The sequence below is a fragment of the Pseudomonas sp. DSP3-2-3 genome (assembly GCF_049898225.1).
Classification (GTDB): Bacteria; Pseudomonadota; Gammaproteobacteria; order Pseudomonadales; family Pseudomonadaceae; genus Aquipseudomonas.
In genome coordinates, this window is sequence record NZ_JAFCXH010000007.1 from 211,601 (window position 1) to 225,026 (window position 13,426).

Here is a 13,426-nt window from a genome sequence, read left to right on the forward strand (position 1 = left end):
CATCGACAGGAGCGTGGCGATGACTGATATCAAGGGAAACCCGATCAAGGTAATCGCGTTTGCGCTCCTGTTGATGTCCGGCAGTGCGCTGGCGGTGCAGCCCATCACCACGTTGCCATTGCGGGTGGATGCGGAACAGCGCTGGCACCTGCCGGCGGGCGAGTACCGTGGCTCGTTCAGCGTCGATCAACCGATGCAGATTCTGTGCGAGCCCGGTGCGGTTTTTCAGGGGCAAGGGCAGGGCAACGGCGTGATCGTCAGTGCGCCGAACGTCGGGATCGAAGGCTGCACTTTTCTGGACTGGGGCCACGATCTCACGGCCATGAATGCCGCGATATTCATCCAGCCCAAGGCCAGTGGTGCGCTCATCAAAGGCAATCGCATGCAAGGTCAGGGTTTTGGTATCTGGGTCGACAGCACTCAGGACGTAAGCCTGATCGACAACCGGATACAGGGAGATCCGTTGATGCGTTCCCAGGATCGCGGCAACGGTATTCATCTGTACGCGGTGCACGGTGCCAGGGTCATCGGCAACCAGGTGCGCGACACCCGCGATGGCATCTACATCGACACCTCCAACGGCAACCTGCTGCAGGGCAACACCCTGGAAGACCTGCGCTACGGCGTGCATTACATGTTCGCCAACGACAACCAACTGATCGGCAACACCACGCGCCGCACCCGCACCGGCTACGCCTTGATGCAAAGCCGCAAGCTCACGGTGATCGGCAACCGCTCCGAACAGGATCAGAACTACGGCATCCTGATGAACTACATCACCTATTCAACCTTGCGCGACAACTTCGTCACCGATGTGCGCGACGGCTCGACGGGCGACAGCATGATCAGCGGCGCCGAGGGCAAAGCGCTGTTCATCTACAACTCACTGTTCAACAACATTGAACACAACCACTTCGAACACAGTGCCGTGGGCATCCACCTCACCGCCGGCTCTGAAGACAATCGCATTGCCGACAACGCGTTTGTGGGCAACCAGCGGCAGGTGAAATACGTTGCCACCCGCTTGCAGGAATGGTCGGCGGACGGCCGGGGCAATTACTGGAGCGACTACCTGGGCTGGGACCGCAACAACGACGGCCTGGGCGATGTCGCCTACGAACCCAACGATAACGTCGACCGCCTGCTATGGCTCTACCCGCAGGTGCGGCTGCTGATGAATAGCCCCGGCATCGAATTGCTGCGCGGTGTGCAACGGGCCTTTCCGGTCGTGAAATCACCGGGCGTACTGGACAGCCATCCGCTGATGAAATCCACCACCCAAACCCTGACCAAGGAGCCCGACGCATGAATGTCATCGACATGGAAGGCGTCAGCCAGCGCTATGGGCACACCACCGTATTGCATGAGTTGAATCTGAGCCTGGCCAAAGGCGAAGTGCTGGGTTTGTTCGGGCACAACGGCGCAGGCAAGACCACGAGCATGAAACTGATGCTCGGTCTGCTGCAGCCCAGCGACGGCCAGGTCCGGGTCTTCGGCCGCTTGCCCAGTGATCCGCAGGTCAGGCGCATGCTGGGCTATTTACCGGAGAACGTGACCTTTTATCCGCAGCTGACTGGCCTGGAAACCCTGCGTCATTTCGCGCGACTCAAAGGAGCAGCGCCCGCTCAGGTGGACGTGCTGCTGGAAGAGGTTGGCTTGACCGGTGCGGCGCATCGACGGGTCAAGACCTACTCCAAAGGCATGCGCCAACGCCTGGGACTGGCGCAAGCCTTGCTCGGCGAACCGCGCCTGTTGCTGCTCGATGAACCGACCGTCGGCCTTGATCCCATTGCCACTCAAGACCTCTATCGGTTGCTTGATCGGCTGCGCAGCCAGGGCAGCAGCATCATTCTCTGTTCCCACGTTCTGCCTGGGGTCGAGGCGCACATCAACCGTGCGGCGATTCTGACCCAGGGGCGTCTGCTGGCGCTGGGCAGTCTGCGCAGCCTGCGCGAGGAAGCCGGGTTGCCGACGCTGATTCGCGCCAACGGGCTCAAGCGTGCCGGGACTTTGCAGCAATCCTGGAACAACGCCGGGTACATCACCCAACGCTGGGGCGTGGAAGGTCTTGAAGTCGCCGCGCTCAATGGCAGCAAGCTTGACCTGTTGCGCCAACTGCTCAATGAAGAGGCGCCGGCCGACGTGGAAATCACCCCGCCGTCCCTGGAAGACATCTACCGCTATTACATGGGCCGGGCCGCTTCGCCCCCCAACGGAGAGATCGTATGAACCCGATCTGGAACATGGCCCGCAAGGAGTTCAGTGACGGCATGCGCAACCGCTGGTTGTTGGCGATCAGCCTGCTGTTCGCACTATTGGCCACCGGCATCGCCTGGCTGGGGGCCGCAGCTTCCGGTCAACTGGGATTTACTTCGGTGCCTGCCACCATCGCCAGTCTGACCAGTCTCGCCACCTTTCTGATGCCACTGATTGCCTTGCTGTTGGCTTATGACGCCATCGTCGGCGAAGACGAAAGCGGCACTTTGCTGCTGTTATTGACCTATCCGCTCGGACGCGGGCACATCCTGCTCGGCAAATTTATTGGCCACGGGTTGATCCTCGCATTGGCGACGCTGATCGGATTCGGCTGCGCAATGTTGGCCATCGCGCTGCTGGTGGAGGACGTTGAACTGAATCTGCTGCTCTGGGCGTTTGGACGATTCATGTTGTCGTCGACGTTACTGGGCTGGGGCTTTCTTGGGCTGGCCTATGCGTTGAGCAGCGTGTCTGCCGAGAAATCCACGGCAGCCGGGCTCGCGTTGGGTGTTTGGTTTTTCTTCGTGCTGGTGTTCGACCTGGCGCTACTGGCATTGCTGGTGCTCAGAGAAGGGCAGTTCAACCCGAAGGTGCTGCCCTGGTTATTGCTGCTCAATCCTGCAGACATCTATCGCTTGATCAACCTCTCCGGTTTCGCCAACGGCACCAATGCCGCAGGCGTGCTGACGCTCGGCAGCGATCTGCCGGTGCCCGGCGCGATGCTCTGGTTGTGCCTGATGCTGTGGGTAGCCGGGCCCTTGGGTTCGGCCTGGCTACTGTTCCGACGCCGAGTGACATGAATTCACACGTTGGTTTTTGGAGTACCTGATGATGAACGCACTTTTTTTGACGACGGCACGTGCGGTAGCGGGCCTGATGGTCTGTGTGCTGCTGGCGGCCTGTGACGAGCCCGCTAAATCCAGTTACAGCGACGCTGCCGTGGCGTTTCATCCCAGTGATGAATGCCATGTCTGCGGCATGATCATCGACGGCTTCCCCGGACCCAAGGGCGAAGTGGTCGAGCGTTCCGGGGTCAAGAAATTCTGTTCCACGGCGGAGATGATCGGTTGGTGGTTGCAGCCGGAAAATCATCATGGTGATGCCAGGCTATATGTTCACGACATGGGCCGCAGTTCGTGGAACGCACCGGCTGATTCCCATCTGATCAATGCCAAGGATGCTTTCTATGTGGTCGGCACCCGACTCAAGGGGGCGATGGGCGTAGTGCTGGCGTCGTTCTCCAGTCAGCAGGCCGCTGAGAAACTTGCTGCCGAGCAAGGTGGCCGTGTGCTGCGGTTCAGTGAGATTGATCAGGCGCTGCTTCAGCAACAACCAACCATGTCGCATGCGACTCACTGATTCTGTGTTTATTTGCTGGTTTTGTTTTTGTGGGGGCTCCCACGGGAGAAATGCGCACATATCCATTGCTGCGGTAACGGCGGCTTTTGGTTGCGCCCTGACGGCGCGTCACTTTCGAAGAGCGCGAAAGTAAGCAAAAGGCTCTTGCCCCACCACTCGGTCCCTCGCTTTGGCTCGGCATGCCCGTACTCCGACATTGATGTGGAGGGTCGCCGCAAAGGGCCATCCCTGACCCAGTGCGGCTAAACCGGCGTCCTGCCGGTTTCCCCAGCCAGAGCGGCGTCGAACTAGTGGGAGCGAGCTTGCTCGCGAAAAATGTATGGGTATCGGTTTTATCCAGACAACACGCGTTATCGTTGACGTCCTTCGCGAGCAAGCTCGCTCCCACAAGGGGAATGCGCACATATCCGTTGCTGCGGTAACGGCGGCTTTTGGTTGCGCCCTGACGGCGCGTCACTTTCGAAGAGCGCGAAAGTAAGCAAAAGGCTCTTGCCCCACCACTCGGTCCCTCGCTTTGGCTCGGCATGCCCGTACTCCGACATTGATTCGGAGGGTCGCCGCAAAGGGCCATCCCTGACCCAGTGCGGCTAAACCGGCGTCCTGCCGGTTTCCCCAGCCAGAGCGGCGTCGAACTAGTGGGAGCGAGCTTGCTCGCGAAAAATGTATGGGCATCGCGTTGCTTCAGCCAGCACGCGTTATGGTTGAAGTCCTTCGCGAGCAAGCTCGCTCCCACAAGGGGAATGCGCACATATCCGTTACCGCAAGAATGGATATGTACTCATACTCAATCAACAAAACCCTGAGCTGCCGTTACGCAGCAACGGATATGCACCCAATCAACAAAACCTAATGCGAAGTCCCCTCCACAAACTCAATCTTATTACCCACGTTGTACTTGCCCGACGGCTTGTTCATCGGAATGCGTTTTATCTCCTCAAGCGTATTGCTGTCATAAACAATCAACGCGCCGTCGGTGGCCCAGATGCTCAGCAGCAGGTAGCGGCCGTCATGCGTGAACTCGACGTGAGCGGCCGTCTTGCCGGGCATTGGTCGCAAGGTATGGGCGATTTCCAGGGTCTGTTTGTCGATCAGGTGAATCGCCTCGTTGTCAGGCCCGAGCATCACGTCGGTCCAGGCATACCGCGAGTTGACGTGACTACGCATGAAGAAACCCGGCCCCAGGGTCGGAATCTCCTTGATCAGTGTCCAGGTCTTCAAGTCGATGATCGAGATCAGGCCCTTACTGATGTTCGGCGTGGCGAACACCCACTGGCCGTTGCGCTTCCAATAGGTCCCGGACCCCAGGTGTGGCATGCCCGGCAGTGGTATGTCAGTGACCACCTTGCCACTGTCGAGATCGATCACCTGACCGCCTTGGGCCTTGCGCGAAGTGGCCAGCAGTTGCTTGTAGTCGGGTGAAAAGGAAAAGTCATCCAGCACGTCCTCGGCCTGGATGCGTCGTGGTTCGAAGTCCGGTGTGCCAGCAGTCGACAGTTCCCAGACTTCCTTCACGTCCTTGAGCGCCACGATGAAACTGTCACGGGGCGGAGCGGTGTAGACCGCGCTGACCCTGGACGCAGTTCCGTCCTGGCCTATCGTAGGGATGGTTTTGACCAGCGACAGATCGCGGGCGTCGAGTACAACAAGGTTGCCGGGTAGATAATTGCCCACCAGCACCCATCGCCCATCCTTGCTCACGGCCAGGTTGCGGGTATTGAGTCCGGCGCGGACCTCGGCGATCAGCTTCAGGTTATGCAGATCGTAGAGGCTGACCCAGCCATCGCGCGAGGCGACGTAGACGAAGCGGCCGTCCGGCGAGAACTTCGGCCCGCCGTGCACCGCAAAGTGCGTAGTGAACCGCGCCAGTACGTCGAAACGATCGCCGTCGAGGACGTCGAGGTGGTGATCGCCGGATTCCACCACCACGAACAGGTTCAGCGGATCGGCGTCGTGCTGCGGTGTACTGGGCAGTGTGCTGATATCGGCGAACATCGCGTGGCTACGGTTGATGTCGTCGTTGTCCCAGGTGGGCAGGGAAGCAGGTGGTTGCTGAAGGTAGTTCGCCAACGCGTCGATCTGTGCCGGGCTGAGCACATTGGCATAGCCGGTCATCTGACTCGCGGGGCGACCTTTCCTGATCACGTTGCGGATTTCATCGGGTTTGATCCGGCTCAGACTCTCGGGCAGCAGCGCCGGCCCCGTGCCGCCAAAACGACTGGCGCCGTGGCAGCTTTGGCAATGCGCCTGGTAGTGCTTGCCGGCCTGTTCAAGCTCCGCGTCGGCGGACGCAATCGCTGCGCCGACCTGGGTTGAACCGAGCCATAACAAAGAAACAAGCACCCGGCGCTTCATAGCACCACCTTGGCACGAGGTTGCAGCGCCGGAACGGGATAAAACCGCGCGGGATGTTCCATCTGTTGTGCGGCGAACAGATTGACCACTTTGCCAATCACCGTCAGCGTCGGCGTGCCGGACGGGCAATCGAGCGCCAGGGTCGGCAGTTGGTGCAGCAAGCCACGGACCACATGCTGGTCGGGTCGGGTACCGTTGCTGATCAGCGCGGCCGGTGTGTCGGCCGGCAGTCCGGCTTCGATCAAGCGCTGGGCGATAATCCCGAGGTTGGATAAACCCATATAAAACACCAGCGTCTGGCTACTGTCGGCCAGGTCGCCCCAGGGCAGTTGCAACTCGCCGTCCTGTTGCAGATGGCCGGTGATGAATCGGCAGGAGTTGACCAGATCCCGGTGGGTCAGCGGGATGCCGGCGTAAGCGCTGCACCCGGATGCCGCGGTAATGCCAGGGACCACCTGGCAGTCGACGTTGCGTTGCAGCAGATACTCCAGTTCCTCGGCGCCGCGACCAAAAATGAACGGGTCGCCACCCTTGAGGCGGACTACGCGCAGCCCTTGGTCGGCGAGGTCGGCGAGCAATTCGTTGATCCGGTCCTGAGGCAGGCTGTGGGAGCCGCTGGCCTTGCCGACGTAATGCCGGGCGCAGGTGAGGGGGATCAATGACAGCAGCTCGGGGCTGATCAGGCGGTCGTAGACCACGGCGTCGGCCTGCATCAACAGGCTCCAGGCGCGCAGGGTCAGCAAGCGAGGATCCCCGGGGCCTGCGCCTACCAGAGCGACTTCGCCCGGTCTGAACGGAGACTCAAGTGTGGCCGGTATAGCAATCGATGGAGACATGGGACGTCCTTGGTGCTTCATCAGGTTGGCCGGCCCCAGCCTTTGGCAGGTGGTTTGCCGGACGGGCTACTCAGTAGGTGACGCAGGCAATGGTCGTTATCGGCGGCTCACCGATTTCGTCATCGCTGAGATGGCAGCCGGGGTCCTGGCCCCAAAGATCGCCCTCGGCCCAGGCTCGCGTGCGCGTATTGCCGTTGCAGATGTGCAACCAGCGACATTGGGCGCAACGGCCGCCGATGGCGCGGGGGTGCTCACGCAGACGCAACAGCAGGGCGTCTGGTTGATCCAGCCACAGCGTGCGAAACGGCGTGTGCCGGACATTGCCCACCGAGTGCTGCCACCAATAGGTGTCGGGGTGCACTTCGCCGGTGTTGTCAATGTTGGCGATGCCGCTGCCCGAGGCATTGCCGCCCCAATCGCGGAGCATCTCTGCCAGGCGCGGGTAATGTTCGGGCAGATGCAGGCCCACCCATTGCAGCAGGAGGATCGCGTCGGCATCGTTGTTACCACTGACAAAATCGCTGTCACGCCCTTGGGCGATGTCTTCCCAGGCTTGTTCGAAGATCAGCGTCATCGCATCGCGGCTCATCTGCTGCCTTGCGTCGAGCTTGCGGCTGCGTTTGCCGCGGCCGCTGTAGTTGAGGTGCGACAGATAGAACTTCTGCACGTCGTACTCGTGCATCAGCGCCAGAAGTTGCGGGAGCTGCTTATGGTTTTCCTGGGTCAGGGTGGTGCGCAGGCCGACACGAATACCGTGTTCGCGACAGAGGCGGATCGCCGCCATGGAACTGGCAAAACTGCCCTGCAGTTGCCGGAAGGCGTCATGGGTGGCTTGCAGTCCATCGATGCTGATCCCGACATAATCGAAATTGGCCGCGCGGATCTGCGCGATGTTCCGCTCGTTGATCAGCGTGCCGTTGGTGGACAGGGCGACAAAGAAACCATTGCTGCGGGCATAGGCGCTGAGCACAAACAGATCGTCGCGCAACAAGGGCTCACCGCCGGAAAGGATCAGGACTTTTACGCCCGCGTCATGCAGGTCGTCGATCACGCCGAGTGCGGCGGGCGTGTCCAGTTCGTCGCGAAAGACACTGTCGGCGGAAGTGGCGTAGCAGTGTTTGCAGGTCAGGTTGCAGCGTCTGAGCAGGTTCCAGATCACCACCGGCGGTCGGTTGCTGCCCGGTGGACTGGTTTTGGGGGCGGGCGCCTGGCCGGCCAGTGCTCGCAGGTATTGGCTGATCCTCAACATGCAACTCTCCTTGAAGCGGTGCGTATTCAGCGCGCAGCAGGGGGCAGGCGCAGACCGGTTTTTTTCAGGATGCGACTGCTCACCAGCATTTCGTCGGCGGCACAGGCATCGCCCAGCAGATAGCGCAGGTGTTCGCGGTAGCTGTCGATTTCCTCCCGGCTGCGCCCATGGACCATGGCAAACAGGTTGTAGCGCCAGGCGGTTCGGCGCGGACGTCGATAACAGTGGCTGACAAAAGGCTGCGCCCCGATCAGCGCGCCGAGGCGCGGCATGTCCGCGTCGCACACATCCCAGACCGTCATGCCGTTATGGCGATAGCCCAGGCGATAGTGATTGGGAACGGCGGCGATACGCCGGATCGCGCCCTCAGCCTGTAATCGCTTGAGTAAATCCAGAGTGGATTCGACGCTGATCTGCAACTGTTCGGCGAGCCAGGCCCATGGATCGTCCAGCAGCGGCAAGCCGTCCTGGGTCAGCTCGATCAGCCGATGGGCCAGGGTATCTTCAGACCGGGAGATATAAACCGACATGGAAGGTCTCCTCTTTGGGCAGATTAAGCAGCGGCAGGCCGGTCAGGGTTTCAATACGCTGCAGGGTCTCGGCGATGCCTTGTTCGCTCGCGCAGCCGAGCACGAACCACATGTTCCAGGTGTGTTCGCGGCGGTAGTTGTGCGCCACTTCAGGCATGGCGTGCAGTTGCTCGGCGACCTCCTCGAAACGCTCTGGCGGCACCGCCAGTGCCGCGAGGGTGAAGGCGCCGCCCAGCCGTTCGATGTCGAACATCGGGCCAAAACGCGTGAGTACTCCGTCACTGAGCAGCTCATGCAGGCGGTCGAGCAATTCAGTGCTGCTGCTGTTCAGCTCGCTGGCCAATGCCTGCCAAGGGTGGCGTACCAGCGGCAGGCCCAGTTGCAGGCGGTTGATCAACCGACGGTCCAGGTCATCCATGCTGCGATCCGCCTGTTGCAGCGGCGGCAAAGCGTCCGCCGCACTGTTTGAACGCCTGGGTGCTGAACAACAGTTGATGAGGCAGATCGCTTAGCAAGTGCGCTTCCAGCAACGCCTGAATCTGTGCCTCGACCCGATCACGCTGGCGCCCGTGCACCATGCAGAACAGGTTGTAGCGCCACTGCGGCAAACGCCGTGGCCGTTGGTAGCAGAGGGTCACGCCGGGTGCTCGCCCGAGGCGCTGACCGACCTCGTCGATCAGCGCGTCTGGAACATCCAGGACCAACATCGCATTGGCCGTAAAGCCCAGTGCGCGATGGTTGAGCACCAGCCCGACCCGGCGAAACATCCCTTGCTCATGCCACTGGCGCATCTGCGCCAATACCTGGTCTTCGTCAGTGTTTATCCGTTCGGCGAGGGCTTGATAGGGGCGTGAGACCCTCGGTAATCCGCCTTCCAGGTGCCGACGCAGCGCCAACGCCTGTTCAGTGCTCAGTTCAGGTTTCATGGGGTTCTCCCAAGGCAAAACCCAGGTCGATGCGGTAGGCCGTCAACATGGGCAAGTCCAGTGGCGTGAGGCCGATGTCTTGCTCAAGCGCGTCGAGGACCCGTTCGAGGTGTTGGCGATCAGGACCGGTCAGCACAAACCACAGGTTGTAGAAATGCTCGCGTGCGTAGTTGTGGTTGACCTCGGGGTATTGGCTGACGCGTGCAGCGACCTGTTGCAGGCGTTCGGCGGGTACGGCGAACGCGGCCAGGGTGCTGGCCCCGGCCCGGCTGTGCTCGAACACCGGGCCAACCCGCGACAAGGCCCCCGCCAGTTCCAGGCGTTGCAGGCAGGCCATCACTTGCGGCTCGCTGCAACCCAGGACGTTGGCCATTTCGCGATAGGGTTCCGGGCACAGCGGCATGCCGTGCTGGAAACGGTCGATCAGTTGGCGGCTGAGCGGGTCGAGGTTCATTTCAATAACCCATTTTTTGCGCGCGACTGCTGAAGAAGATGCCGCTCGGCGCGATGGCGGGAAGGGTGCTTAGCTGCTTGAGGCTGTACGGATCCCAGACTTGAACCTCATCGCCGTCGCGCAACGACAGCCATAACTGGTCGCCACGGGCGGTAAATTCCATGTGCAGCACCGCTGGCCCCGGTCGGAAGTCGGCGACCACTGCGTGGGTTTCGGTATCGATGACCTGAACCCGATCGTTGTCCGGGTAGGCGAAATTGACCCACAGCTGCCGACCGTCCGGCCGCGACGTGACGAACACCGGTTGGCCGGCGACCGGAATGACAGCAGTCTGCTGCCAGCTGCGCGAATCCATCACCAGCACCTGATGACGACCCACAGCGGGTACGAAGGCCTGGTTGTCGGCTACGGCCCAGCCCTCCAGATGCGGCATCTTGTAGACCGGTAGTTTCTCCTGGCCGCGTCCGTAGTCACCGAGCACGCGGTGTACGCCGCGCTCGGGATGCCAAAGATCGAGTTGCGCCATGCCGTCTTCACCGAACAGCCCGGCCATGTAATAGCGGCCATCAGGTGTAATCAGGGCGTCGTAGGGTTGCTCGCCAATGTTGAGGAAGCGGCTGATCTGCGGGGTGCGGCCCTGGCTGAAATCAGCGGTCCAGATCTCGCCGGTATCGAACAGGCTGAACACAAAACGTTGTCCGGGTGCATCGACCAGGCCGACGACCCGTGAGCGCTTGCTGCCATCGGCCAGCGGCGTGGCAGGAATATCAGCGACTTGCTCCAGAGTCTGCGCATCGAAAACCTTGACCCCGCCGGGCACGTAATTGGACACGGCGATCAGTTTTCCGTCCTGACTGATGGCGCCACCGATGCTGTTGCCGCCCTGGATCACCCGTTGGTCAATGTGTCGGGTCAGCAAGTCGATCTTGCTCAGCCCGCCGTCGCGGCCGAACACATAGGCATACCGCTGGTCCCGAGAGAACACCACCGAGGCATGGGACAGATCGCCCAACCCCTCGATTCGGGCCAGCGCGCTGCGGGTGTCGCTTTCGATGATTTGCAGGCTGCCGGTGGTGCGTTCCACCACCACGCCCAGATCGCCGGTGCCACGTAAAGGTGGCTGAACACACGCGGACAACAACAGCCCGGTCGCCGCTGACAGCAGGATTGAACGGATCATGGTGCGGGATATCCCTGGAGAAGAAGATCGACCAGCCAACGGATGTCGTCTGGGCCGAGCAGCGGCGCCCATCCGGGCATGGCGGTGCCGGGCCGCCCGTGGGTGACGGTGGCAATCAGGCTGTCCCGGGACTTGCCCGCCAGCGCTGCGCGGGTCAGCTCGGGACCCAGCCCGCCAGTCATGTGCAGCCCATGGCAGGCGCCGCAGTCCTGGCTCAGCAGGTGTTCGAGTTGCGCCTGACGCTGAGCGCCAGGCGCCGCAACCGTGGTTGCGCAAATGAGGAGGAGGGCCGCCAGAATCACCGCGCGTCGAAACACCATCGTGACGCCCTCCAGTGGACTATTTAAGTGTGAGTACCCAAGCGGCGAGGATTTTTGCTTCGTCGTCAGTCACCGGGTTTGCCGGCATCGGCATCGGGCCCCAATTGCCTTGCGTACCGTTCTTGATGTGACCTGCAAGGGTGTCCACGGCCCCGGCCACACCTGCATTCTTGGCCGCAACGTCCTTGAGCGCCGGGCCCACCAGTTTGGTGTCGATGGAGTGGCAGGCTGCGCAGGGCTTGCTCTTGAACAGCTCAAGCGCGTCTTGGGCCATGGCCGGTTGCGCACTTAGCGCAGCGGTCATGACGAACAGTGACAACAGAGTATTTTTCATGATGTTTCCTTACCTTGACGGAGCTCAATAGATGTCGTGTTGGGTGTTGTAGACGTTGAATTTGCCAGTGGGCGTGATCAGGCGTTTGTCCTTTATCACTGATTTGAGCTTCAGCGTTTTGTCGTCGATCACCACCAGCGCTGACTCATCCGCCTGGCCGCTCCACACGGAGAACCAGACTTCATCGCCGGCCTTGTTGTATTCCGGTTGCACGACGCGCATGGCCCCTTGCTTGATGCCTGCGTACTCGGCGATGGGCAGCACGGTGTAGCCGGCGTCGAGTTTGTCGATGTTGAACACCGCCACCGACTGACTGAGTTTTGCGTCCGGGTTTAGCGTGGTATCGACATACAGATGGCGGGAGTTGGGGTGGGTTTTGATAAACAGCGATCCGCCGCCCTGACCCTTGATCGAAGTGACCTGTTTCCAGGCGTATTGCGGGTGTTTCACCGGATCGGTGCCGATCAGCGAGATGCCGTCATCGCCCAGGTGGCTGGTGGCCCAGACCGGACCGTAAAGCGGATGACTGAAGTTGGCGCCACGACCCGGATGTGGGGTTTTTCCGACGTCGACCAGCGCGGTCAGCTTGCGCTCCTTGGAGTCGATCACGGCGACCTTGTTGGAGTTGTTGGCGGCGGTCATGAAGTAGCGGTGCGTGCTGTCCCATCCCCCGTCATGCAGGAACGGTGCGGCGTCGATGTAGGTGACGGTGAGGTTTTTGATGTCCTGGTAGTTGACCAGCATGACCTTGCCGGTTTCCTTGACGTTGACGATGAACTCCGGCCATTCGTGGGAGGCGATGATCGCCGCGACTCGCGGCTCAGGGTGATATTCCTGCTTGTCGACGGTCATGCCGCGCGTCGAGACGATCTGTTTCGGCTCCAGGGTTTCGCCATCCATGATGGTGAACTGCGGCGGCCAATAGGAGCCGGCAATGGTGTACTTGTCTTCGTAACCCTTGAACTTGGACGTCTCCACCGAGCGTGCTTCGATGCCCACTTTGACTTCGGCTACCTTGGTCGGCTCCAGCGGCCACAGGTCGATCATGTCAATCCGCGCGTCCCGGCCAATCACCAGCAAGTAGCGGCCCGAAGCGGAGATGCGTGAAATATGCACCGCGTACCCGGTCTCGATCAGCTTGACGATCTTCTTGCTGTCACCGTCGATCAGGGCAATCTTGCCGTCATCGCGCAAGGTCACCGAAAACAGGTTGGGCAGATTGAGTTTACTCAGTTGCTTCTTCGGCCGATCCTCGGGTTTGACCAGTACTTTCCAGGTCTTCAGCGTCTCGGCCATGCCCCATTCCGGTGGCGTCGGCGGCGTGTGCTGAATGAACTTGGCCATGACCGTGATCTGGTCTTTGGTCAGGGCGTTGGAGGTCCCCCAATTCGGCATGCCCGCTGGCGAACCATAGGTAATCAGCGCCTCCAGGTACGCCTGGCCGCGGGACTGGGTGATGTCCGGTGTCAGCGGCTTGCCGGTGGCGCCTTTACGCAGGACGCCATGACAACCGGCACAACGCTGGAAGTAGATTTCCTTGGACGAATCGAACTCGGCCTGGCTCATGTCGGGCGCGCCAGCGGTTTTGACCATGGGCGGGTTCGTCGCAGGGACGGCGGGCTCTTCGGCA

General features: G+C 61.0%; 15 protein-coding genes. 4 read left to right on the forward strand and 11 right to left on the reverse strand.

The window, feature by feature from the left end:
* Window positions 1-19: 19 nt before the first annotated feature.
* The 4 genes from ACP7E4_RS11155 to ACP7E4_RS11170 are packed head-to-tail and all read left to right on the forward strand — an operon-like array spanning window position 20 to window position 3,615.
* Window positions 20-1,309 (forward strand): nitrous oxide reductase family maturation protein NosD, encoded by a 1,290-nt coding sequence (locus ACP7E4_RS11155; protein ID WP_426114726.1) that lies wholly within the window; start codon window positions 20-22, stop codon window positions 1,307-1,309.
* The gene (locus ACP7E4_RS11160; protein ID WP_426114724.1) at window positions 1,306-2,229 is read left to right on the forward strand and encodes an ABC transporter ATP-binding protein; all 924 of its coding nucleotides are present in this window, start codon (window positions 1,306-1,308) and stop codon (window positions 2,227-2,229) included. The genes ACP7E4_RS11155 and ACP7E4_RS11160 overlap by 4 nt, the downstream gene beginning before the upstream one ends.
* Window positions 2,226-3,056 carry an ABC transporter permease gene (locus ACP7E4_RS11165; protein WP_426114722.1) on the forward strand — a complete coding sequence of 277 codons (831 nt, stop codon included), beginning with the start codon at window positions 2,226-2,228 and terminating at the stop codon, window positions 3,054-3,056. The genes ACP7E4_RS11160 and ACP7E4_RS11165 overlap by 4 nt, the downstream gene beginning before the upstream one ends.
* A gap of 31 nt (window positions 3,057-3,087) precedes the next feature.
* Entirely contained in the window at window positions 3,088-3,615 is a 528-nt protein-coding gene (locus tag ACP7E4_RS11170) for a nitrous oxide reductase accessory protein NosL (RefSeq protein ID WP_426114991.1), read from the forward strand.
* Between the two features lie 846 nt (window positions 3,616-4,461).
* Here the strand turns inward: ACP7E4_RS11170 and ACP7E4_RS11175 are convergent.
* The 11 genes from ACP7E4_RS11175 to nirS all read right to left on the reverse strand — a co-directional run bounded on the left by ACP7E4_RS11175 (window position 4,462) and on the right by nirS (window position 13,389).
* Window positions 4,462-5,967 carry a cytochrome D1 domain-containing protein gene (locus ACP7E4_RS11175; protein ID WP_426114720.1) on the reverse strand — a complete coding sequence of 502 codons (1,506 nt, stop codon included), beginning with the start codon at window positions 5,965-5,967 and terminating at the stop codon, window positions 4,462-4,464.
* Complete coding sequence (cobA, locus tag ACP7E4_RS11180; RefSeq protein ID WP_426114718.1) at window positions 5,964-6,803, reverse strand: uroporphyrinogen-III C-methyltransferase; 840 nt, start codon at window positions 6,801-6,803, stop codon at window positions 5,964-5,966. The genes ACP7E4_RS11175 and cobA overlap by 4 nt, the downstream gene beginning before the upstream one ends.
* Before the next feature lie 70 nt (window positions 6,804-6,873).
* Window positions 6,874-8,052 (reverse strand): heme d1 biosynthesis radical SAM protein NirJ, encoded by a 1,179-nt coding sequence (gene nirJ, locus ACP7E4_RS11185; RefSeq protein WP_426114716.1) that lies wholly within the window; start codon window positions 8,050-8,052, stop codon window positions 6,874-6,876.
* 26 nt (window positions 8,053-8,078) lie between these two features.
* A complete protein-coding gene (locus tag ACP7E4_RS11190) occupies window positions 8,079-8,582 on the reverse strand; it encodes a nitrite reductase (protein WP_426114714.1) in 504 nt (167 codons plus the stop codon).
* Window positions 8,557-9,000: an Lrp/AsnC family transcriptional regulator gene (locus ACP7E4_RS11195; RefSeq protein ID WP_426114712.1), complete on the reverse strand. Its 444-nt coding sequence runs from the start codon at window positions 8,998-9,000 to the stop codon at window positions 8,557-8,559. Before ACP7E4_RS11195 ends, ACP7E4_RS11190 begins: the two co-directional genes overlap by 26 nt.
* On the reverse strand, window positions 8,993-9,508 hold the full coding sequence (locus ACP7E4_RS11200; protein ID WP_426114710.1) for an AsnC family protein: 516 nt from the start codon (window positions 9,506-9,508) through the stop codon (window positions 8,993-8,995). Before ACP7E4_RS11200 ends, ACP7E4_RS11195 begins: the two co-directional genes overlap by 8 nt.
* The gene (locus ACP7E4_RS11205; RefSeq protein WP_426114708.1) at window positions 9,498-9,962 is read right to left on the reverse strand and encodes an Lrp/AsnC family transcriptional regulator; all 465 of its coding nucleotides are present in this window, start codon (window positions 9,960-9,962) and stop codon (window positions 9,498-9,500) included. Before ACP7E4_RS11205 ends, ACP7E4_RS11200 begins: the two co-directional genes overlap by 11 nt.
* A 1-nt stretch (window position 9,963) precedes the next feature.
* Window positions 9,964-11,142 (reverse strand): cytochrome D1 domain-containing protein, encoded by a 1,179-nt coding sequence (locus ACP7E4_RS11210; protein WP_426114706.1) that lies wholly within the window; start codon window positions 11,140-11,142, stop codon window positions 9,964-9,966.
* Complete coding sequence (locus ACP7E4_RS11215; protein WP_426114704.1) at window positions 11,139-11,462, reverse strand: c-type cytochrome; 324 nt, start codon at window positions 11,460-11,462, stop codon at window positions 11,139-11,141. Before ACP7E4_RS11215 ends, ACP7E4_RS11210 begins: the two co-directional genes overlap by 4 nt.
* 19 nt (window positions 11,463-11,481) lie before the next feature.
* Window positions 11,482-11,796: a c-type cytochrome gene (locus ACP7E4_RS11220; protein ID WP_331148926.1), complete on the reverse strand. Its 315-nt coding sequence runs from the start codon at window positions 11,794-11,796 to the stop codon at window positions 11,482-11,484.
* Between the two features lie 24 nt (window positions 11,797-11,820).
* Window positions 11,821-13,389: a nitrite reductase gene (nirS, locus tag ACP7E4_RS11225; RefSeq protein ID WP_426114989.1), complete on the reverse strand. Its 1,569-nt coding sequence runs from the start codon at window positions 13,387-13,389 to the stop codon at window positions 11,821-11,823.
* Window positions 13,390-13,426: the final 37 nt, after the last annotated feature.

What these genes read in the sequence shown, in the direction of transcription:
- ACP7E4_RS11155 (WP_426114726.1), top strand. Translation starts at nt 20, where the DNA reads ATGACTGATATCAAGGGAAACCCGATCAAGGTAATCGCGTTTGCGCTC.
- ACP7E4_RS11160 (WP_426114724.1), top strand. Translation starts at nt 1,306, where the DNA reads ATGAATGTCATCGACATGGAAGGCGTCAGCCAGCGCTATGGGCACACC.
- ACP7E4_RS11165 (WP_426114722.1), top strand. Translation starts at nt 2,226, where the DNA reads ATGAACCCGATCTGGAACATGGCCCGCAAGGAGTTCAGTGACGGCATG.
- ACP7E4_RS11170 (WP_426114991.1), top strand. Translation starts at nt 3,088, where the DNA reads ATGAACGCACTTTTTTTGACGACGGCACGTGCGGTAGCGGGCCTGATG.
- ACP7E4_RS11175 (WP_426114720.1), bottom strand. Translation starts at nt 5,967, where the DNA reads ATGAAGCGCCGGGTGCTTGTTTCTTTGTTATGGCTCGGTTCAACCCAG.
- cobA (WP_426114718.1), bottom strand. Translation starts at nt 6,803, where the DNA reads ATGTCTCCATCGATTGCTATACCGGCCACACTTGAGTCTCCGTTCAGA.
- nirJ (WP_426114716.1), bottom strand. Translation starts at nt 8,052, where the DNA reads ATGTTGAGGATCAGCCAATACCTGCGAGCACTGGCCGGCCAGGCGCCC.
- ACP7E4_RS11190 (WP_426114714.1), bottom strand. Translation starts at nt 8,582, where the DNA reads ATGTCGGTTTATATCTCCCGGTCTGAAGATACCCTGGCCCATCGGCTG.
- ACP7E4_RS11195 (WP_426114712.1), bottom strand. Translation starts at nt 9,000, where the DNA reads ATGGATGACCTGGACCGTCGGTTGATCAACCGCCTGCAACTGGGCCTG.
- ACP7E4_RS11200 (WP_426114710.1), bottom strand. Translation starts at nt 9,508, where the DNA reads ATGAAACCTGAACTGAGCACTGAACAGGCGTTGGCGCTGCGTCGGCAC.
- ACP7E4_RS11205 (WP_426114708.1), bottom strand. Translation starts at nt 9,962, where the DNA reads ATGAACCTCGACCCGCTCAGCCGCCAACTGATCGACCGTTTCCAGCAC.
- ACP7E4_RS11210 (WP_426114706.1), bottom strand. Translation starts at nt 11,142, where the DNA reads ATGATCCGTTCAATCCTGCTGTCAGCGGCGACCGGGCTGTTGTTGTCC.
- ACP7E4_RS11215 (WP_426114704.1), bottom strand. Translation starts at nt 11,462, where the DNA reads ATGGTGTTTCGACGCGCGGTGATTCTGGCGGCCCTCCTCCTCATTTGC.
- ACP7E4_RS11220 (WP_331148926.1), bottom strand. Translation starts at nt 11,796, where the DNA reads ATGAAAAATACTCTGTTGTCACTGTTCGTCATGACCGCTGCGCTAAGT.
- nirS (WP_426114989.1), bottom strand. Translation starts at nt 13,389, where the DNA reads ATGGTCAAAACCGCTGGCGCGCCCGACATGAGCCAGGCCGAGTTCGAT.